Here is an 18,840-nt window from a genome sequence, read left to right on the forward strand (position 1 = left end):
TTGGACACGCTCGTCATCGCGCTCCGCGTCGCGCTCTCGCTCGGCGTCGTGCTGGCCCTGATGTGGGTGCTGCACCGACGCGTGTCGAAGGGGCAGTTCGGCGCGGGGAAGAAGACCCGGGGCCGCCGCTCGGCGTCCGTCGAGGTCGTCGCCCGCCAGGGGATCGGCGGCAAGGCGAGCGTCGTCGTGGTCGACGTCGAGGGTGAGCGCCTGGTGCTCGGCGTGACCGAGGCCGGCGTGAGCCTGCTGACCAGCGGCGCGGCGCCCGCGCCGGAGCTCACCATCGTCACCGGCCCCGTCGTGCTGCCCACGCGCGCCGCGACGACCGCGCCGGACGGCGCCAGCGCCAGCCTGTTCCGCGCCGAGCTGGACCGACAGGACCAGGCCACCCCGATCCTCCCGGCCGACGCGGCGGAGCCGCTGCCCATGCGCCCCCGCAACCGCGGCCGTCGTTCGGTCGCCGTCCCCACCTCGCAGCAGCTGCAGGGCTCGGTCCTGTCCGCCGACACCTGGCGCCAGGCCGCCGCCGCCCTGCGCTCACGGCGGGCCGGGTGACCGCCGCGCGCGCCCGCGTCCTGCTCCTCGCGATCCTCGGGGTGGCCATGGTCGCCGGCTTCCTCATGCTCACGGCGACCGGGGCGCACGCGGCCGGGGTCGTCCAGCCGACCGCCCCCGCGACCCCCTCCGCACCGGCCGCACCGTCGACCGGCGGCTTCTCGGTCAACGTGAACGGCCCGGACGGCACGCCCTCGTCGGCGGTCGTGACGCTGATCGGCATCACGCTGCTGAGCATCGCCCCGGCGCTCATGCTCATGATGACGTCGTTCACGAAGATCTTCGTCGTCCTGGCGATGACCCGGAACGCCCTCGGCCTGCAGTCGATCCCGCCCAACCAGGTGATCGCGGGCCTGGCGCTCTTCCTGTCGCTGTTCGTGATGGCGCCGGTGATCGGGCACATCAACGACGACGCCCTGCAGCCCTACCTGGCCGGGCACCTCGACTTCCAGCAGGCCGTCGACATCGGCACCAAGCCGCTCCGGACCTTCATGCTGCACCAGACGCGCGAGGAGGACGTGGCGCTCATCACCCGCGCCGCCGGCCTGGCGAACCCGAAGGACCTGGACGCCGTGCCGATGACGACCGTGATCCCGGCGTTCATCATCTCCGAGCTCCGCAGCGCGTTCATCATCGGGTTCGTCATCTTCATCCCGTTCCTGGTCATCGACCTGGTCGTGTCGGCGGCGCTCATGTCGATGGGCATGATGATGCTCCCGCCGGTGATGATCTCGCTGCCCTTCAAGATCCTGCTGTTCGTGCTCGTCGACGGGTGGGGGCTCATCATCAAGTCGCTCATCGAGAGCTACCAGGTGGTGCACTGATGGACCAGCAAGCGGTCATCGACCTGGTGCTCCAGGCCCTCATCGTCGCCGGCAAGCTCGCCGCCCCGGTCCTCGTCACGTCGCTCGTCGTCGGCTTCGCGATCTCGCTGTTCCAGTCGGTCACCCAGATCCAGGAGGTGACGCTGTCGTTCGTGCCGAAGGCCCTGGCGGTTGCCGTCGCCCTGGTCGTCTGCGGCAACTGGATGATCTCGGAGATGATCGGGTTCACGCACTTCGCGTTCGACCAGATCCCGAAGCTGCTCGGGGTGGGCTGATGGAACTCGCCATCGACTTCAACGCGCTCGAGGGCACCATGCTCGCCGGGGTGCGCATGATCGCGTTCTTCCTGATCGCCCCGCCGTTCTCGTACAAGGCGTTCCCGGCGACGGTGAAGCTCATCCTCGCGCTCGGACTGGCCGTCGGCGTCGCACCGCGGGTCACCGCCGGGTACGTCTCGCTCGACACCGGCCCCTTCCTGGTCGCGCTCGTCACCCAGCTCGCCGTCGGCCTGGTGCTCGGCTTCCTGGTGTACCTGGTGTTCGCCGCGGTGCAGTCCGCCGGCGCGCTGATCGACCTGTTCGGCGGCTTCACGCTCGCCCAGGCCTACGACCCGCAGTCCCAGGTCAACGGCGCGCAGTTCACGCGCCTGTTCCAGATGGCCTCGCTCGCGCTGCTGTTCGCGTCCGGCGGGTACCAGCTCATCGTCGGCGGGCTCGTCCGCTCGTTCGACGCCGTCCCGCTCGTCGACGGCACCGGGCACGTCGGGTCCTTCGCCCTCGGCGGCGTCGCCGGGCTGCTCGTCGCCGCTCTGTCCCAGATGTTCCTGGCGACGCTGCAGATCGCCGGACCGCTGGTCGTCGTGCTGTTCCTCGCCGACGTCGGACTCGGGCTGCTGACGCGTGTCGCCCCCGCGCTCAACGCCTTCCAGATGGGCTTCCCGATCAAGATCGGGCTGACCGTCATCTTCGCCGGCGCGCTCTTCATGGCGCTGCCCGCGGTCGTGTCGAGCCTGACCGGGGACGCCGTGCAGGCGATCTCGGGGAGGGGGTGAGCATGTCCGACAGCGGTGAGAAGTCCGAGAAGGCCACCGACAAGCGGATGCGCGAGGTCCACAGGAAGGGCCAGCTCGGCCGCTCCCAGGACCTCGGCGCGTGGATCGGCATCGCCGCCGCGGCCCTCGTGGTGCCCGCGACGATCGGCCGTGCGGCTGCCGCCGGGCAGGCGCAGCTCGACGCCGTCCGGGTCGTCATCGCCGACCCCACGATCGGCACGATGCGCGGGGTGTTCGACGACGCGATGGGGTCCATCGGCGCCACGATCGGCCCGATGCTGCTGGTCGTCCTCGTCGCGGTCACGGCCGCAGCGGTGGCGCAGGGCGGTGTGCACATGCGCTCGCTCGCCCCGACGCCCGAGCACTTCGACCCCGTGCAGGGCATCAAGCGCGTGTTCGGCATGCAGGCGCTCTGGAACGGCGTGAAGGCCCTCGTGAAGACCGCGGTCGTCGGTCTCGTGCTCTGGTTCGCCGTGCAGGGACTCGTCCCCGTGCTCATGACCAGCGGGTCCCTGCCGCTGACGGCCGTGCTCGCCGCCGCGGGCGAGGGCGCCGGCACCCTGCTGCGCGCGGCGATCGCCGCCGGCCTGGTGCTCGCAGCGCTCGACGTGTTCGTCGTCATCCGCCGGAACCGCAAGCGCACGATGATGACCAAGCGCGAGGTCAAGGACGAGAACAAGCAGTCCGACGGCGACCCGCTGGTCAAGGGGCAGCGCCGCTCCCGACAGCTCGCGATGAGCCGGAACCGGATGATCCAGGCGATCCCCGGTGCGGACGTCGTGATGACCAACCCGACGCACTACGCGGTGGCCCTCAAGTACGAACCCGGCAAGTCCGCGCCGCGCGTCGTCGCGAAGGGAGCCGGGCCCGTCGCCGTGCTCATCCGCGAGCGCGCGCTCGAGGCCCGCGTGCCGATCGTCCGCGACGTCCCGCTCACCCGGGCACTGCACGCCGCGTGCGAGCTCGGCCACGAGGTCCCCGTCGACCTCTACACGCCGGTCGCCCGCGTGCTGTCGTTCGTCATGACGCTCAAGGCCGCCGGCACCCACGCGGGCACCCACGCCCCGCCCCGACCCACCACCCCGGCCGAGGTCGCCACGGTCATCGACCCGGCCACCCTGACCGGGGACCTCCGGCCCCGCCGACTCCGGCCCGCACGACACCAGCCCGAACCCACCCAGGGAGTCCCCGCATGAACCGCACGGACCTGCCGAAGCTCGCCGTCCCGGTCGCCGTCGTCGGCATCATCCTGCTGCTGATCCTGCCGGTGCCGTCGTTCCTGCTCGACTTCCTGATCATCTGCAACATCCTGCTGGCGCTGGTGATCCTGCTGACGACGCTGTTCGTCAAGAAGCCCCTCGACTTCTCGGTGTTCCCGTCGCTGCTGCTCGTCGCGACGCTGTTCCGCCTCGGTCTCAACGTCGCGTCCACCCGTCTGGTGCTCGGCGAGGGCTTCGCCGGCGACGTCATCCAGGCGTTCGGCCACGTCGCGGTGTCCGGGTCGATCATCATCGGCGCGGTCATCTTCCTCATCCTCATCGTCATCCAGTTCGTCGTCGTCACGAAGGGCGCCGAGCGGGTCGCCGAGGTCGGCGCGCGCTTCACGCTCGACGCGATGCCGGGCAAGCAGATGGCGATCGACGCGGACCTGAACGCCGGACTCATCACCGACGAACAGGCGAAGGAGCGCCGTGCGTCGGTCTCCGCCGAGGCGGACTTCTACGGCTCGATGGACGGCGCGTCGAAGTTCGTCAAGGGCGACGCCATCGCCGGCATCCTGATCATCGTCATCAACCTCATCGGCGGCATCGCGATCGGGATGCTGCAGAACGGGCTCTCCGTCACCGACGCCCTGTCGAAGTACGGCATCCTGACGATCGGCGACGGGCTCGTCACGCAGATCCCGGCCCTGCTCATGGCCGTCTCGACCGGCATGATCGTGACGCGTTCCGGTGCCGAGTCCGAGATGGGGTCGTCCGCGGCCACCCAGCTCGGCCAGTCGAAGAACGCGCTGCTCATCGCCGGTGTCGCCGCGATCGCGATGGGCTTCATCCCGGGCATGCCGATCCTGCCCTTCCTGCTCGTCGGTGGCACGCTGCTGTTCACCGGGTGGCGGATCGGACGGAACGCTGCCCGCGCCGAGCAGGCGGCCGAACAGCAGCGGGCCCTGGCGGCCGTCGCACCGACCGGCGACACCCCCGAGGACCTCGTCGAGCAGATGCGGGTCCACGCCCTCGAGATCCTGCTCGCGCCCGACCTGGTCGACATGGTCTCCGGTGCCTCCGACGACCTGCTCGGCCGGGTCCGCGCGCTCCGCCGGAAGATCGCCGTCGACATGGGCGTCGTCGTGCCGCCGGTCCGCACGCGCGACAGCATCGAGCTGCCGCCGTCGACGTACGCCATCCGCATCGCCGGCGTCGAGGCCGGCCGGGGCACCGCGCCCGCACGGAGCGTGCTGGCGCTCGGCGACCAGCTCGAGGGGCTCCCGGGTGACGCGACGGTCGAGCCCGTGTTCGGCCTCGCCGGCAAGTGGGTCCCCGCCGAGCTCCGCCACGCCGCAGAGATGACCGGTGCGACCGTCATCGACCGTGTGTCCGTGCTCGTCACGCACCTGCAGGCCGTCATCGGGGACAACGCCGCGCGGCTGCTCACCCGCGAGGACGTCAAGGTGCTGACCGAGGGCGTCAAGCAGGTGAACCCCGCCGCGGTCGAGGAGCTCGTGCCCGGGATGCTCTCGATGGCCGAGCTCCAGCGTGTCCTCCAGGGGCTCCTGGTCGAGCGCGTCCCGATCAACGACCTCGGCCGCATCTGCGAGGCGCTGACCCTGCGGGCGAAGGTCTCCACCGACCCCGAGGGCCTGGTCGAGGCCGCTCGCGCCGCGCTCGGTCCCGCGCTGCCGGCCCGCCACCTGGACGACGGCGTGCTCCGCGTCATCATGATCGACCCGCTGCTCGAGCAGTCGATGCTCGAGGGCCTGCGGCCGTCGGAGCAGGGCTCGCAGATCATGCTCGACGCCCACCGCATCGAGCAGGTCCTCGGGTCCGTCCGCGACGCGGTCCACAGTGTCGAGGAGCAGGGGCTCTCCGCCGTGCTCGTCTGTGCCCCGCAGCTCCGCCCGGCCGTCCACCGCATGGTGTCGGCCCAGTCGAACGGCTTGCCGGTGCTCTCCTACCAGGAGGCCACCGCCGCGGGCTCCACCATCGAGACCGTGGGAGTGGTCCGTGCCGCCGACCCGATTGCAGCGTAGCGCCGCCACGCTCGACGACCTCCGCGTCGCCGTCCGCACCGAGTTCGGGCCGGGCGCGCGGATCGTCAGCGCCGAGCGGGTCACGAGCGGCGGCATCGGCGGGCTGTTCCGCAAGGCCCACGTCGAGGCGACCGTCGAGGTCCCGGCGGCGTCGGACCCGCCCGTCGCACGGATCGCGATCGCCGACGGTCCGGTGCAGCGCATCGGCATCGCGGCGCTCCTGGCCGACGCCGAGGCGGCCGAGGCCCGCATCGCGGGCGCCGACGGCACGTCGACGGCCCGAGCCGACGCCTTCGCGTCGGTGCTCGACGGGTTCGTCGCGGACGGGATCGCGCCGACGCCGACGCCGGCGCTGGTCGCGCTCGAGGCCCTGGACGGCCCCGACGCGCCGGACGCCGGCGCGCCCGTGGGTGCCGCACCGGGCCTCCCGTCCGGCACCGCCGGTCTGCCAGGAGGCTCGTCCACCCTCGCCGACGTCGTCGCACTCGTCCCGCGCCCCGCGCCGGCCGCGGTGCGGGCGCCGGTGCCGGCCGTGCTGTCGTCCGACGGTGACCTCGTGCTGCTGGTCGGGCGGATGCGTGACGTCGACGCGGCCGCGGGTGCGTTCGCCGCGCGCCACGGACTGCACGGGACGGATGCCCAGGACCGCCGCGCCGGGATCCTCGCGCGAGCCGAGGGGGTCCGCCAGGGGCACGCCCTGCTCGGGTTCGCGGGGTGGGACGACCGAGCGGCACTGGCGGGCCTCGTGCCGGACCAGGTGTGGGTCGTGGTGGACGCCGGACGGAAGCACGAGGACAGCGTGGCGATGGTGTCGTCGGTGACGAGCGCGGTGGCGGTCGCCGGTGTCGTGGCGATCGGCACGTCCGAGACGGCGACGCCGGACACCGTGCACACGCTGGGGCTGCCGGTGCACGTGCTCTGACGTGCCGCTGCGGCGCGCTGCCCCGCTCGGTGGTTAGGCTGAGCGGGTGCTGGTACTCACGCGGAAGGTCGGCGAGCGGATCCTCATCGGTGACGACATCGTCATCACGGTGCTCGACTCCCGGGGGGACGGCGTGCGCATCGGCATCGATGCACCCCGCGGTGTGAAGATCCAGCGCGAAGAGGTCGTCCGCGCGGTGACCGAGGCGAACGTCGAAGCGGCGCAGGCCGCTGCCGGTGTGACGCCGGACGACGCCGAGGCACGCCTGCGGGCAGCGCTCGGCGGGGCTGCGCCTGCTGCGTCGCCTTCGGCGCCCTCGTCGCCTTCGTCTGCTTCGTCTGCTTCGTCGCCTGCGGACGACTGATGCATCGCGCCCCCTGACGGACATCGCGCCCCGGGGGACCGGGGCGCGATGTGTGTTCGGGGGTGCGGCAAGCGCTAGGGACGGGGCTTCTTCTCCTGCTCGGGGAGCCGTCCGGCGGCGCGCTCGGCCGCGAACCAGGCGTGTGCCTCGTCCTGACGGGCCTGTTCCTCGCCGAGGGCGATCGGCGCGCGGACGTGCCCGGGCTGGTAGCCGAACGAGTCGAGCAGCTGCGGCACGACTGGCCGCAACCGGGCGATGAGCCGGTCGGCGTAGGCCGACACCGCACGGGCTCGCTGCGCCGACAGCCGGCCGTGCACCAGGTACCACTCGAGGTGCTGCTCGAGCAGGCCGAGTGCGAACAGGTCACGCAGCCAGACCAGCACGCGGCGGGTGTCACCCGGGGCGACCTCGTCGACCGCCGCGGTGAAGACGTCCCACTGCATGAGCTCGGCGTGCGCCTTCGCCGCCTCGATGAGCTCGTGCTGCGAGCGGTTCAGCAGCTTCGCGGCGCGGGCACGGTCCTTGCCGGCGGAGCCGATGCGCACACCGATCTCGGTCACCATGGTGTCGACACGGCCCGCGAGCAGTGCCCGCTGCACGGTAGGGTCGCGCAGGTCCGCGACGCTCGCCGCGAGGGATCCGCGGTCCTTCGCCGTCTGCCCCAGACGCCGGACACCCGACGCGTCGGCGAGCTTCGCCCCGACCTGCGCCGCGACGAACTTCGCCGTGGACGCGGCGTCCCGCGGCGCACGCTTCCGGAAGTCGGTGAGCAGGCGCTTGCCGACGAGCTGCAGCAGCACGGTGTTGTCGCCCTCGAAGGTGACGTAGACGTCGAGGTCGGCACGCAGACTGGTCAGGCGGTTCTCCGCGAGGAACCCGGCGCCGCCGCAGGCTTCGCGGCACTCCTGCAGGGTGTCGAGCGCGGACCAGGTCGACATCGACTTGAAGGCGGCCGCCTGGGTCTCGAGGTCCTCGCGGCGCTCCGGGGTGTCGAGCCGCCCGCTGAACACGTCGTCGAAGGTGCGGAGCAGCTGCTCGTGCGCGAACGACTGGGCGAACACCGTCGCCAGGCGGGGGATCAGGCGCCGCTGGTGCCGGCCGTAGTCGAGCAGGACGCCCTCGTCGCCGCCGTCGGTCGGGAACTGCCGGCGGTGCATCGCGTAGGTCAGGGCGATCTGCAGCCCGATCTTCTGCGCGACGACCGCCGCGCCGTCGAGGGACACCCGGCCCTGCACGAGCGTGCCGAGCATGGTGAAGAACCGCCGTCCGGGGGAGTCGATCGGCGAGGAGTAGGTGCCGTCCTCGGCGACGTCGCCGTACCGGTTGAGCAGGTTGGTGCGCGGGACCCGGACGTGGTCGAAGTGCAGGCGGCCGTTGTCGATCCCGTTCAGGCCGCCCTTGACGCCGTCGTCCTCGCCGCCGACACCGGGCAGGAACACCCCGTCCTCGTCGCGCAGCGGGACGTAGAACGCGTGCACGCCGTGGTCCACCCCGCGGGTGACGAGCTTCGCGAACACGACCGCGGCCCGGCCGTGCAGGGCAGCGTTGCCGATGTAGTCCTTCCACGCGCCACGGAAGGGGGTGTGCACGACGAACTCCTGCGTCGCCGGGTCGTAGGTGGCGCTCGTGGCGATGCTCTGGACGTCCGACCCGTGACCGGTCTCGGTCATCGCGAAGCAGCCGGGGACGGAGAAGTCGATGATGCCGGGCAGGAACTCGCGGTGGTTGCGCTCCGTGCCCAGGTGGTGGACGGCGGAGCCGAACAGGCCCCACTGCACGCCGGCCTTGATCTGCAGGGAGGGGTCGGCGGTGGTGATCTCCTCGAAGGCCGCCAGGTTGCCGCCGTGGTTGTCCTGGCCGCCGAACTCCGGCGGGTACGGACGCTGGATGGCACCCGCCTGCTGCAGGATCCGGAGCTGGTCGAACGCCCGGACGCGGTGCTCGTGGTTCGTCAGTCCCTCGACCTTGTGCAGCGCCGGGTCGAGCACGAGCCGGCGCGAGATGCGACGGTCCTCGGCCCAGCGGCCCAGCAGGTGCTCGGCGAGCAGGTCGACGTCGATGCGGACGTTGGTGTCGGTCCCCGCCGTCGGGGTCCCGCCCGCGGGGTCGCCAGCGGCATCGGCGTTCGGTGCGGAGACGCCCGGCGCGGCGGTGCCGGCTCGGGTGCTGGAAGCGGTGTCGACCATGGGTGTCCTCCTGAACAGCGGTGTTGCTCCTGCCAACGCTATGCACGTCCGCCCGGAGCCGCATGCGAGCGGTGCGGTCGCGACAAACCGGGGTCCGAGGTGGTCGCGTCGGTGGTGGGAACCCGACAACGCCGGAGTCCGGCACACTGGATGGCATGTCACGCACCACCGACGCACCACAGCCCACGAAGCGCGAACGGACCTTCTTCGGCCAGCCGTTCGAGCTCTCCACCCCGTTCGCGGTCGAGCTGTGGGAGCGGTTCTCGTTCTACGGGATGCAGGGCATTGTCCTCATCTACATGTACTACACGGTCACGGAGGGCGGCCTCGGTGTCGACCGGACCGTCGCCGCGGGGATCATGGGCGCGTACGGCGGCGCCGTCTACCTGTTCACGATCCTCGGCGCGTGGATCGCTGACCGGCTGGTCGGCGCGGACCGCACCCTGTTCGGCAGCGCCATCGTGGTGATGGCCGGACACATCGCCCTGGCGCTGATCCCCGGTGTCGCCGGCGTCGGCGTCGGACTGGTGCTCATCGCGCTGGGCTCCGGCGGGCTCAAGGCCACCGCCACCACGATCGTCGGCAGCCTGTACTCCCGCGAGGACCCGCGCCGCGACGCCGGGTTCTCGCTGTACTACCTCGGCGTCAACATCGGCGCGTTCTTCGGGCCGATCCTCACCGGCCTGCTGCAGAGCTCCCTCGGGTTCCACTTCGGGTTCGGGCTGGCCGCCGTCGGCATGGCCGCCGGCCTGGTGCAGTACGGCATCCGTCGGCGCAACCTCCCCGACGCCGTGCGGCACGTGTCGAACCCGCTCGACCGCCGGCGCTGGCCGGTCGTCGCGGTCGGTGTGGTCATCGGCCTGGCCGTCATCGTGACGGCGGTGCTGACCGGTCTGCTCAACGTCGGCAACCTGCCCACCGTCGTCGTCGCGATCGTCATCCTGTCCACGATCGGCTACTTCGTGGTCATCCTGACGAGTGGGATCACTCGCGACGAGCGCTCCCGGGTGCTGGCCTTCATCCCGCTGTTCATCGCCAGTGCGGTGTTCTGGTCGCTGTACCAGCAGCAGTTCACCGTCGTCACGATCTACTCCGACCAGCGGCTCGACCGGTCGATCGGCGCGTTCGAGATGCCGGTCTCGTGGGTGCAGTCGATCAACCCGATCATGATCATCATCCTGTCCGGGGTCTTCGCGGCGCTGTGGACCAAGCTCGGCGACCGGCAGCCGTCCACGCCGACGAAGTTCGCGCTCGGCACCGGGATCATGGGCATCGCGTTCCTGCTCTTCCTGCCGTTCGTCGGCACCGGGCGGAACGGCACCCCGGTCCTGGTGCTCGTCGGCATCCTGCTGGTGTTCACGATCGCCGAGCTGCTGCTCTCGCCGATCGGGCAGTCCGTCGCGACGAAGCTCGCGCCGCCGAAGTTCCAGACGCAGATGGTCGCGCTGTTCTTCCTGTCGGTGTCGCTCGGCACCGCGGTGACAGGTGTGCTGTCGAAGTACTACGACCCCGCGAACGAAGCGCCGTACTTCACGGTGCTCGGCCTGGTCGCCGTGGTCGTCGGCGTCCTGCTGCTGGTCGGAGCAAAGCCGGTGCTCCGCCTGATGCGCGGGATCCGGTAGCCGTTCCGGTAGCCTGGACGAAGCCACGTCGACCCCGAGACCACAGGAGACACACCATGCTCGAACTCGTCGGAGCGATCATCATCGGCGTCGGTGTCCTGGGCGGCGTCGGCACGTGCATGGCACTCGGCGCCATGGCCAAGAGCGGGTCCGAGGACTACTAGGCCTCATTCCGCTCCGGTTCCACCGGGACCAGTTGACGACTCAGGACGGTCGCGCGCTCGAAGGGGCCGCGGCCGTCCTCCGTGTACACGGGCTCGTCGAACGCGACGGTCCACGACAGCGGCTCGCCGACGCCGGGGTAGCCGACGATCTGGTTGCCGCCCGGAGCCACGATGACGCCGATCAGCTCGCTGCCGCCGATCGAGTCGACCCAGCGTTCGCCGCCCTGCTCGGTGTCGACGACGCGCACGAGCGCCCCGATCCCGAGCGAACCGCGGGACCGGTCGACGTCGGGGCTCGGGCGGCGCTTCCGGTTCCACATCACGCCCGTACCGTACCGCGTCGACACGTCGCCCCGCCCTGCGCGCTGACCCGCGCGGCCGCCCGCCCACCCGCCCGAGGTTCCACGATTCGCGCATCTCGGGTCGGCCGACCGGCACCTCCCGCGACCAGGACGAACGTGAGCGGCGAGTCTCGCCCTCTCGACGGGCGCCACCAGCGGACGGACGGGAGGCTCGGTGCGGGCCCGCAGCGAGCCTCCCGTCCGTCGTCCGCTCCCGTCGACGGCCCCAGATCGCAGAAATCGCGAACCTCGGGCGTCTGGACAGGCCAGTTGTGCGACCTCGGCGGAAGTGAGCGGCATGTCGTGGCATCTCGGGCCCCGGCGCCCGGCGGACGTCAGGCGGGTGCCACCGCAGCCGCCGCCGCCGGCTCCGCCCGCCGGATCTCGGTGATCGACGAGTGGCCCGTGTCGGGGTGCTTCCGCATCGACAGCAGGCGCTCCATCGACGGCTCGAGCGCCGTGACCTTGTCGAGCGGCGCACTGACGACGAGCTGGAACCCGAGCCGCAGCCACGCCGTCACCGCACGCCCGGCGAACTCCGAGTCCGCCTTGATGAACGCCTCGTCCAGGAACACCGGCGCGAACCGCGGGCGAGGCCGGGTCTCGTCACCGAGCTGGTACCGCAGCGCCGCACCGACGATGAACGCCACGAGCTCCTGCGTCTCACCGCCGGACTTGTCGCCGAGGGACGAGTACACGCCCAGGTCGGTGCCCGTCGTGTCGTACCGCACGGCCGTGATCTCCATGTGGCGTCGAACGTCGAGCACGGCGTCGCGCTGCGAGGTCCGGGCGCCGCGGTGCATCGACCCGTCGTGCCGGATCACGGCCATGAAGCGTCGGAGTCGGCGGAACCGGGTCTCGAGCACGTCGTCGGTGAGCTCGGTGTCGACCGACGCGGACAGGGCACGGAGTTCGCGGCGGAACTGCGTGACGTCCTCGCGGGTGACCCGGCGGATGACGATCTTCAGGCGGTCGCGGTTCGCGCCGAACGGCAGGTCGCGCAGGATCTCGTTGACCGGTTCGAGCCGTTCCTCGATCTCGACGACCGCACGGTCGAAGGCGCCGGCCAGCGGGACGAGGTCCTCCCCGCTCCACTGGGACAGCCGTCGACGCCACTCGCTGCGCCGCGCATGCAGGCCGGTCGCGACGATGTCGTCGAGGATCGCGCGGTAGTCCGGGTACGACGCGACACCGGTGCCGAGGTTCGGGTCAGGCCACGCGTCCTGGTAGCGCTGGAACGTCATCGTGAGCGCGTTCGACGCCGACGCGGCGCCGTCGAGGGCCTGCGACAGTCGCTCTTCGAGCCGCCGGCGCAGGCGACGGGTGGCGTCGTCGAACCCGTCGACGCCGTCGGGTGCGCCGACCTCGTCGAACGTCTCCGCGAGCAGCTGGGCCTGCTGTTCGTCGGGCAGCAGCGCGGGACTGTCGTCGAAGCGCGCCAGGATCTCGGCCGCGGCGTCCTGCCCGTCGACGAGCACCGCGTGGCGCTCCTCGAGCCGCTGCACCGACAGCCGCGCGGCAGCCCGGCGGTCGGCAGCGTCGTCGAGGGCCGTCCGGAGCCGTGCGACGGACGTCCGGAGTGCTCGGAGGCCGTCGTCAGCGGCCAGCAGGGCGTCCCGCTCGGTCGACAGGCGCGCCAGCGACTCGTCGGCGCCGGTCAGGTCGATCGCGTCCCACGTGGTGTCGACCAGGTGCTGGTGCGCGGCCCGGAGCTCGTCGAGCGCGGTGATGTCCTGCGCGACGTCGGTCCGACGGGCCTCGAGTGTGGCGAGGTCCTCGGCGATCGCCGCCAGCTCCTGCTCGACCGCGACGACCCGGGACTCGTTCGTGAAGCCGATGACGTTCGCCTGCCGTCGGTCGCCGTGCGCGCCGCGACGGCCGTCGCGGAGCTGTCCGGACTCCGTCACCCGACGACCGCCGCCCCCGAGCTCGGAGGCCGACGACACGCAGCGGGCGTCGATGCGGTCGGACTCGATGCGCGACCGGACCCAGGTGCTGAAGGGGGAGTCCTTGACGGCGAGCTTGCCGGACACCATCGCGCGGTCGCCATCGACGTCCAGGTGCGGTCCGGACGGCACGCCCTCGAACTGCACCCGGACCGGGATGCGGAGCGCGTCGATCGCGGCACTGAACGTGTCGAGCTGGTCCTGGTCGACGAGCAGCGTGCGCGCGACGGGGGCGAGCACGGACTCGATCGCGGTGCGCCAGCGCTCCTCGCCGGGCAGCACGTCGAGCAGCTCTGCGACGAAGGGCACCGACGCGGGGTCCATCCCGGCGGCCTGCGCCATCGCCACCCGGGCCTCGTGCATCGGCAGCGGCATCGCGCCCTGTCGGTGCTCGAGCGACTGCCGCTCCTGGCGGAGGGACCGCTCGCGGTCGAGCAGCGGGTACTCCTCGCGGGTGAGCGCGTCGCGGCGGTCGTCGAGCGCGGCACGCGCGGCGGCGTGGGTACCGAGGAACTCGTGCGACGCGCGCTGTCCGGCGACGAACGCGGACTCCGTCGTGAAGGTCCCGAGCGCGGCCGTCCGGTCGTCGAAGGCCGTCCGGGTGCGCTCCACGGCGGCTCGCTCGCGCGTGCGTCGCTCGATGCGGTCCTCGAGCTGGGCGAGTGCGTTGCCGCCCGAGTCGCGCAGGCGGGCCTCTGCCTCGCGCAGCTCGATCTCGACGGCGGCGTGACGGGCGGACGCCGCCTCGACCTCGGCGCGGGCCGCGGTGCGGGAGCGACGGTTGCGGTCGACCTCGTCGTCGAGCAGCGCGCGCTTGCGGGTCGCTGTCCAGTGGGCGAACGGCGACACCTCGGACCCGGTCGCGATGCCGTCGAGGGCGGCCGCGGCGGCCCGGGAGCGTTCGATCTCCAGGTGCAGCTCGGTGATGGGGGCGAGGATCCGGACCTTCCGCTCCTCGGTGTCCATCGCCTCGTACGCCTCGTCGAGCGCGGAGAAGTGCGCGAGCGCGCGGTCGGCGGCCTCGTAGGTGCCGGGCGTCTCGAGGACGAGCGACTTGTAGAGCGAGTCGACGGTCGGCATGTGCTGCCCGGCCTGGATCCGCGCGAGCAGCCGCATCGCCCGGTTGCCCCCACCGGAGTCACCGATCCCGAGCCGGGTCTGCAGCGTGTAGGCGAGCTCCTGGTACGTGTCGCGGATCACGAGCCCGGGGACGCGTCCGGTCAGCTCGAGGTGGCTGAACCGCGACGGCACGAAGGCCTCGAGTCGCCGCAGGTCGAAGTCGTCGTCGACCGTCGCCATGGTCATCTGGATGTCGCCGACGCCGCGCGCGCGCTTCGGCACGATGTACGCGCGGAGCACCGTGAAGCGTCGCTCGTCGTCGTTGAGGAACGTCACCGCCACGGCACCCCACGTCGCGGTGTCGTCGCCGCGCAGGTTCACGTCGCGCAGGCTGCCGGACTCCGGGTCGCGCCGCGTGTCGATCTTGCCCCGCAGGTACGTCAGCAGGTTGCGCTGGTCTGCGCTCCGCGCCCGCCCCGTGGTGGCGTCGTTCGACGCGCCGTTGAACGGCACGTCGGACGGCATCATCACCGCGAGGTACGCGTCCATCAGCGTGGACTTGCCCGTGCCGGACGCGCCGGAGATCAGCGTCGCCGCGCCGGACAGCTCGATCTGGCGGTGGCCGTGGAAGCCGCCCCAGTTGACGACCTGCATGGACTGGGCGCGCCACTGCGCGACGGTGTCGAAGAGCGCCGGCATGCCGGCGGTGTCGATCCGGCGGTCGGTCACGCGGACTCCTCCTCGTCGTCGTCATCGGTCTGGAGGCTCGGCTCGGCTCCGTCAGGCGCGTCCACCGGTACGGAGCTCGCGTTCGACGACGCTGTGTTCGCCAACCACGTGTCCAGTTCCAGCAGCCGCTCCAGCGGGAGCAGGACCTCGACGACGCTCGCCACCCGGAAGCGGTCCGGGTCGCTCGTCTTCAGCAGGATGCGTGCCGTCACCAGGCGCTCGATGGCCTTCGCGACCCGGCCCTCGTCGCGGGTGCGGTCGGTCGCGGTGGCCGGTCGGAAGCCCGCCACGTGCCCGAGGATCTCCGACCGGTCGACGACGACCTGGTCGGGGCCCGGCCGGGTGTCGGCGCGGAGCCGCATCCGGAGCCAGACCAGGACGATCGTCTCCTCCCGCGTGTACGGCACGTCGCGGAGCAGCGTCGGGAAGCCGCGGCGCTGGCTCTCGGAGCGTGCCTGGCGCTTCCACGCGACCTCACGGTCGCGGTCGACGTGCAGTTCGAGGAACAGGTCGTTGAGGCGTGAGCGCAGCTGTCCCTCGGCGTCGAGCACCGCGCGCCACTCGTCGGGGTGCGTCCGCGCGCTGACGTAGGGGTGCCGGAGCAGCGCGACGAGCGCGCGGCGCTGGAGCTCGTCGAGGCGGCCCTCGTCGCCCTCGAACAGCGCGAAGCTCGATTCGTCGCGCTCGGTCTCGTCGAGCGCGACCGAGGCGGACTCGTCGAAGGGATCGATGCCGTCGAACGCGTCCGCGTCGTCGACGTGGGATGCCGTCGTGTCGGTCACCGGGCCTCCAGGGTGGTGCTGTCGTCGTCTGCCGGACGGTCCTCGGTGAGGTCCGCCGTGGGCATGGTGAAGGTGACCGCCGTGCCGTCCGGGCGCACCGTGTGGTGCGGGACGGCGGTGGCGGCGGTCTCGAAGTCGGTGTGACCGGTGAGCAGGTGCGCGAGGCCGAAGAGCTCGACCGGGCGGCGCTGCTCCGGCGGCAGCGCGTGGAAGGCGCCGACGCTCGTGCCGGCACCGGCGGAGCGGAGCGCCTCGCGGAGCTCGACGAGCAGGGGACCGCCGTGGCGCCGGAGCGACTCGACGTCGATGTCGTCGAAGACGTCGTCGTCGGGTTCCTCGATGGGCGGCGGGACTGCCTCGGTGTCCGGGTCGTAGAAGCGTTCGCGGAGCGTGCCGACCTCGGCGACCGGGGGGAGGAGGCCGAGCGGGATCCGCTCCCGCGCACCGCCGGACTCCATCAGGGCGGCCATCCGGCGGTTCACGCTGCGGAGCACGGCGTCGAGCTCACGGTCCCGGACGACGTCGTGCGCGACGATCTGGTCGCGGAGCGTGCCGGTGAGCAGGCGGCGCTGCGCGAGGACGTCCTCGATGCCCTGCCGGAGGATCACGACCGTGTTGCGGAACGTGCGGCGTTCGGCGGTGCTGAGCGACTCCGCGAAGGGGTGGTCGAGGATCGTGGCGATGTCCTCGCGCAGTCGCAGCAGCAGGGCGTCGTCGCGGAGCAGCTCGAAGGCGCCCTCGAACGCGCGGCCCTCGGGCGTGGCCTCCATCAGGGTGTCCGTGCGCGCCAGGTAGTCGTCCAGGATCTCGCCGATCGGACGGACCTCGTTCCGGAAGTCCTCCACGATCTCGCGGTGCATCGTCGCCACCGCTTCCTCGACGCGCTTGAAGTCGCTCGGGAGCTGGCGGATCAGGTCGGTGATGTTCGTGTAGCCGTCGCGCATCCGGTCGTCGTCCACCGCGGTGGGCTCGTCGCCGCTGGCGAGTCGATCACGCTCGGCCTGCAGCTCGGCGATCTGTGCGTCGAGCCGGCGGATCTGCACGTCGGGGTCCGGCTCGGCGCGGGCGGCCCAGCGGTGCACGGCGTCGACGATCATCGCCAGGCGGCTCTCGCTGATCAGCGCCCGGTCCGAGGACAGGGCGTCCACGAGGCTCAGCGCTTCGAGGGCGTGGCTCGTGAGGGAGTACTGCTCGTCGCCGTCAGGGGAGTTCGAGCGGACGAGCCACTGTGCCGCGACCCACTCGCGGCAGAGCGCGCGGCCGGTCGGCCTGGTGTCGGGCTCGTCCTGCTGTTGCTGCTGCTGCGACTGCGTGTGTGCCTGCAGTCGGGCGACGTGCTCCTCGACCTGCAGGTGCATGCGGTCGGCGGGGACGTACTGCACGTCGCGGTCGAACACCGTGCGGAAGACGGCGAGCACGACGGCGCTCGTCGGGCGGGACATCAGGCGGAGCGTCGGCCGGTCGAGCACCGCGCGCACGCGGGCGTACTCGAGGTCGACGTCGGTCATGCTGCCCCTGGTGGTCGGTCGGGTCGTGGTCATGCAAAGAGCCCGACGCGCTGGCGTCGGGCTCTTCGGGGTGTGGGCGATACCAGACTCGAACTGATGACCTCTTCGGTGTGAACGAAGCGCGCTACCAACTGCGCCAATCGCCCCCTGCACTTGCGTGCGGATCGATAGTAGCGGATGTGGCCGGCGCTGCCGAACCGTGTGTCGCGCTCGCGCGTGGCGCGTGGCGCGTGGCGCGTGGCGCGCGGCGGGTGGTCGGTCGGGCGGTCAGCTCGAGGTTGATCGCTTGGCGCGCGGAGACGTCCTCGCGCCATGCGGTCGAGCTCGAGCCGGGCGGCGAACCGCGAGCGCCCGGCGGCGAACCGCGAGCGCCCGGTGGCGAACGGCGCTCCGGATCCGCCCGGCCTCAGGCCGGGACGGGCACTCGGCGCGCTGGGATCCCCGTGAACCCGGGGGACACGCCCGGTGAACGGGAGGGATTTTGGAGAAACCGCTCGGAGTCGGATAGAGTTCACGTCGTCGCCGCGAGAGCGGAGACGAACGGATGTGGCCCCGGTCACGCCGTGCGGATGTGGCGCAGTGGTAGCGCATCACCTTGCCAAGGTGAGGGTCGCGAGTTCGAATCTCGTCATCCGCTCGAGTACCGGTTCCTTCGGGGACCGGTTTCTCACCAGAGGGTATCCCACCGTTCGGGTACTCACGGAGACGTGATCCTCGATGGTGGGGTGGCCGAGAGGCTAGGCAGCGGCCTGCAAAGCCGTCCACGCGGGTTCGAATCCCGTCCCCACCTCCACGGATGTCTCTCTCTGGGCGATTGGCGCAGCGGTAGCGCGCTTCCCTGACACGGAAGAGGTCACTGGTTCGATCCCAGTATCGCCCACCACGGAAAACCCCCGGCAGACCGGGGGTTTTCGTCGTTTCTGCCCCCAGGGCTACCGCGGCGTGGTCCCGAACTCGTCGAGGACGTCGCCCAGGGTCGTGCCGAGCAACACCGCCGTCCGTTCGTACTTGTCGTGCAGTCGCGTTCGGGTTGCCTGGTCGGGGATGGTCGCGAGCCGGGCTGGATCGGCGTTGTGGCTGACGTCGGCACGCTTCACCCGAGGGGCGATCGGGTCGGCGAGCACCCGCGCCATCGAGTCGGCGAGCGTCTCCCCGCGCCGTTTCGTCATCGCGTCCACGGCCATGACCTGCTCGACCGTGAACCCCATCGACCGGAGTTCGGCGAGCGTCGTGTCCGTGTCCTCGACCACGTCGTGCAGCCAGCCGACGACCTGCTCGTCCTGGGTGGTCAGCCGGGCAGCGACCGCGGCGGGGTGCTCGATGTACGGCCGGCCCGCCTGGTCGACCTGCTGGGCATGCGCCCGGGTCGCCACGTCACGCGCCAGGGACTCCGGATCAGTCGTCATGGGCTCAGCGTGCCACGACCACCCGACAGCACGACCACGCGGGCGGGACGTCGAGGTCACGGCCCGTCGGCACGGCGCCGATGCCGGTCGCCCCCTGGTGTAGCGTCGTGCTCGAGAACGTGCCCTGACCTCTG

Annotated in this window: 15 protein-coding genes and 4 tRNA genes; 12 read left to right on the plus strand and 7 right to left on the minus strand. The window is 71.7% G+C overall.

The genetic code is table 11. The annotated features are described in order from the left end of the window. Genes DEJ13_RS08705 through csrA form a run of 8 tightly spaced genes read left to right on the plus strand, consistent with a single transcriptional unit; the run spans position 1 to position 6,963 of the window. Positions 1–555: a FliO/MopB family protein gene (locus tag DEJ13_RS08705; protein ID WP_181437140.1), complete on the plus strand. Its 555-nt coding sequence runs from the start codon at positions 1–3 to the stop codon at positions 553–555. A gap of 47 nt (positions 556–602) precedes the next feature. Then, positions 603–1,379, plus strand: a complete 777-nt coding sequence (fliP, locus tag DEJ13_RS08710; RefSeq protein WP_111108070.1) for a flagellar type III secretion system pore protein FliP — start codon at positions 603–605, stop codon at positions 1,377–1,379. Next, positions 1,379–1,654, plus strand: coding sequence for a flagellar biosynthesis protein FliQ (gene fliQ / locus DEJ13_RS08715; protein ID WP_056124776.1), 276 nt, complete (start codon positions 1,379–1,381; stop codon positions 1,652–1,654). The genes fliP and fliQ overlap by 1 nt, the downstream gene beginning before the upstream one ends. Continuing rightward, positions 1,654–2,430: a flagellar biosynthetic protein FliR gene (locus tag DEJ13_RS08720; protein WP_111108032.1), complete on the plus strand. Its 777-nt coding sequence runs from the start codon at positions 1,654–1,656 to the stop codon at positions 2,428–2,430. Before fliQ ends, DEJ13_RS08720 begins: the two co-directional genes overlap by 1 nt. Positions 2,431–2,432: 2 nt before the next feature. After that, on the plus strand, positions 2,433–3,626 hold the full coding sequence (locus DEJ13_RS08725) for an EscU/YscU/HrcU family type III secretion system export apparatus switch protein (RefSeq protein WP_111108031.1): 1,194 nt from the start codon (positions 2,433–2,435) through the stop codon (positions 3,624–3,626). Next, positions 3,623–5,677, plus strand: a complete 2,055-nt coding sequence (locus DEJ13_RS08730; RefSeq protein ID WP_056124765.1) for a flagellar biosynthesis protein FlhA — start codon at positions 3,623–3,625, stop codon at positions 5,675–5,677. The genes DEJ13_RS08725 and DEJ13_RS08730 overlap by 4 nt, the downstream gene beginning before the upstream one ends. Further along, positions 5,652–6,599, plus strand: a complete 948-nt coding sequence (locus DEJ13_RS08735; protein WP_111108030.1) for a hypothetical protein — start codon at positions 5,652–5,654, stop codon at positions 6,597–6,599. Before DEJ13_RS08730 ends, DEJ13_RS08735 begins: the two co-directional genes overlap by 26 nt. 46 nt (positions 6,600–6,645) lie before the next feature. Beyond that, positions 6,646–6,963 carry a carbon storage regulator CsrA gene (gene csrA, locus DEJ13_RS08740; RefSeq protein WP_111108029.1) on the plus strand — a complete coding sequence of 106 codons (318 nt, stop codon included), beginning with the start codon at positions 6,646–6,648 and terminating at the stop codon, positions 6,961–6,963. Between the two features lie 74 nt (positions 6,964–7,037). Here csrA and DEJ13_RS08745 read toward each other — a convergent pair whose 3' ends face one another. After that, positions 7,038–9,149 (minus strand): acyl-CoA dehydrogenase family protein, encoded by a 2,112-nt coding sequence (locus DEJ13_RS08745; protein ID WP_111108028.1) that lies wholly within the window; start codon positions 9,147–9,149, stop codon positions 7,038–7,040. 155 nt (positions 9,150–9,304) lie between these two features. On the opposite strand from DEJ13_RS08745, the gene DEJ13_RS08750 reads away from it, so the two are divergent. Beyond that, positions 9,305–10,771 carry a peptide MFS transporter gene (locus DEJ13_RS08750; protein WP_111108027.1) on the plus strand — a complete coding sequence of 489 codons (1,467 nt, stop codon included), beginning with the start codon at positions 9,305–9,307 and terminating at the stop codon, positions 10,769–10,771. Between the two features lie 160 nt (positions 10,772–10,931). Here the strand turns inward: DEJ13_RS08750 and DEJ13_RS08755 are convergent, their stop codons facing one another. From DEJ13_RS08755 to DEJ13_RS08775, 5 genes are all read right to left on the minus strand, one after another. Next, positions 10,932–11,258: a hypothetical protein gene (locus tag DEJ13_RS08755; RefSeq protein ID WP_146245321.1), complete on the minus strand. Its 327-nt coding sequence runs from the start codon at positions 11,256–11,258 to the stop codon at positions 10,932–10,934. A gap of 353 nt (positions 11,259–11,611) precedes the next feature. Beyond that, positions 11,612–15,010 carry an ATP-binding protein gene (locus DEJ13_RS08760; protein WP_111106186.1) on the minus strand — a complete coding sequence of 1,133 codons (3,399 nt, stop codon included), beginning with the start codon at positions 15,008–15,010 and terminating at the stop codon, positions 11,612–11,614. Further along, positions 15,007–15,792: a DUF4194 domain-containing protein gene (locus tag DEJ13_RS08765; protein ID WP_111106187.1), complete on the minus strand. Its 786-nt coding sequence runs from the start codon at positions 15,790–15,792 to the stop codon at positions 15,007–15,009. The genes DEJ13_RS08760 and DEJ13_RS08765 overlap by 4 nt, the downstream gene beginning before the upstream one ends. Continuing rightward, the gene (locus DEJ13_RS08770) at positions 15,789–17,333 is read right to left on the minus strand and encodes a DUF3375 family protein (RefSeq protein WP_111106188.1); all 1,545 of its coding nucleotides are present in this window, start codon (positions 17,331–17,333) and stop codon (positions 15,789–15,791) included. Before DEJ13_RS08770 ends, DEJ13_RS08765 begins: the two co-directional genes overlap by 4 nt. Before the next feature lie 40 nt (positions 17,334–17,373). Continuing rightward, positions 17,374–17,446: transfer RNA gene (locus DEJ13_RS08775), tRNA-Val, on the minus strand. A gap of 419 nt (positions 17,447–17,865) precedes the next feature. On the opposite strand from DEJ13_RS08775, the gene DEJ13_RS08780 reads away from it, so the two are divergent. The 3 genes from DEJ13_RS08780 to DEJ13_RS08790 all read left to right on the plus strand — a co-directional run bounded on the left by DEJ13_RS08780 (position 17,866) and on the right by DEJ13_RS08790 (position 18,183). Next, positions 17,866–17,937: transfer RNA gene (locus DEJ13_RS08780), tRNA-Gly, on the plus strand. Positions 17,938–18,019: 82 nt separating this feature from the next. Then, positions 18,020–18,093 (plus strand) — tRNA-Cys (locus DEJ13_RS08785). Between the two features lie 15 nt (positions 18,094–18,108). Continuing rightward, a tRNA-Val gene (locus tag DEJ13_RS08790) sits at positions 18,109–18,183 on the plus strand. Between the two features lie 49 nt (positions 18,184–18,232). Here DEJ13_RS08790 and DEJ13_RS08795 read toward each other — a convergent pair. Beyond that, on the minus strand, positions 18,233–18,706 hold the full coding sequence (locus DEJ13_RS08795) for an HD domain-containing protein (RefSeq protein ID WP_111106189.1): 474 nt from the start codon (positions 18,704–18,706) through the stop codon (positions 18,233–18,235). Positions 18,707–18,840: the final 134 nt, after the last annotated feature.

Source organism: Curtobacterium sp. MCLR17_007 (genome assembly GCF_003234655.2).
Lineage (GTDB): Bacteria > Actinomycetota > Actinomycetes > Actinomycetales > Microbacteriaceae > Curtobacterium.

Coding starts and splice junctions, on each gene's coding strand:
- DEJ13_RS08770 (WP_111106188.1), bottom strand. CDS start 17,333: ATGACCACGACCCGACCGACCACCAGGGGCAGCATGACCGACGTCGAC.
- DEJ13_RS08795 (WP_111106189.1), bottom strand. CDS start 18,706: ATGACGACTGATCCGGAGTCCCTGGCGCGTGACGTGGCGACCCGGGCG.
- DEJ13_RS08720 (WP_111108032.1), top strand. CDS start 1,654: ATGGAACTCGCCATCGACTTCAACGCGCTCGAGGGCACCATGCTCGCC.
- fliP (WP_111108070.1), top strand. CDS start 603: ATGGTCGCCGGCTTCCTCATGCTCACGGCGACCGGGGCGCACGCGGCC.
- fliQ (WP_056124776.1), top strand. CDS start 1,379: ATGGACCAGCAAGCGGTCATCGACCTGGTGCTCCAGGCCCTCATCGTC.
- DEJ13_RS08725 (WP_111108031.1), top strand. CDS start 2,433: ATGTCCGACAGCGGTGAGAAGTCCGAGAAGGCCACCGACAAGCGGATG.
- DEJ13_RS08745 (WP_111108028.1), bottom strand. CDS start 9,149: ATGGTCGACACCGCTTCCAGCACCCGAGCCGGCACCGCCGCGCCGGGC.
- DEJ13_RS08750 (WP_111108027.1), top strand. CDS start 9,305: ATGTCACGCACCACCGACGCACCACAGCCCACGAAGCGCGAACGGACC.
- DEJ13_RS08730 (WP_056124765.1), top strand. CDS start 3,623: ATGAACCGCACGGACCTGCCGAAGCTCGCCGTCCCGGTCGCCGTCGTC.